The organism is Mesorhizobium sp. M7A.F.Ca.CA.004.04.2.1, from assembly GCF_004022825.1.
In the GTDB taxonomy this organism is placed as follows: Bacteria; Pseudomonadota; Alphaproteobacteria; order Rhizobiales; family Rhizobiaceae; genus Mesorhizobium.
The window spans coordinates 1-544 of record NZ_RZPH01001714.1; the positions used below are offsets into that span (position 1 = coordinate 1).

A 544-nucleotide genomic window follows, 5' to 3' on the forward strand; every position below is an offset into this window, starting at 1 on the left:
GTGCTGCGGAAAAGAATTGTCCGCCGCGATCCTTCACACCCCCGCTGGCATCGAAGGTTTGCACCGCCAATCCAACCATGTTGGCCCATGGTCGGACAGGCGTCTTCCCTGCAAAATGGCCACCAAATCCTGCGAGGCCCCATGCGCACACTCATCTCCACCGGTTCGCCCTTCGAAAAGACCGCCGGCTATTCGCGTGCAGTGGTGCAGGGCGACTGGTGTTTCGTGTCCGGTACGACCGGCTACGACTATGCGACGATGACGATGCCGGAGACGGTGGAGGCGCAGACGCGCAATTGCCTGGCGACGATCGGCAAGGCGCTTCAGGACGGCGGCTTCGAGATGGCCGACGTGGTGCGGGCGCATTACTACATCACTGACCAGGCCTTCGTGGACGTGGTCTTCCCGATCCTCGGCGAGACGTTCGGCGACATCAGGCCGGCGGCGACGATGATCGTCTGCCAGCTCAACAGATCGGAAATGAAGATCGAGATCGAGGTGACGGCGCTGCGGCGCACGGCTTGAAAGGCGACCGACGATGAAA

At 61.9% G+C, this 544-nt stretch carries 1 protein-coding gene; it reads left to right on the forward strand.

Annotated features, from left to right (window positions below):
- Positions 1-141: 141 nt before the first annotated feature.
- Complete coding sequence (locus EN893_RS37165; protein WP_127271321.1) at positions 142-525, forward strand: RidA family protein; 384 nt, start codon at positions 142-144, stop codon at positions 523-525.
- Positions 526-544 lie beyond the last annotated feature (19 nt).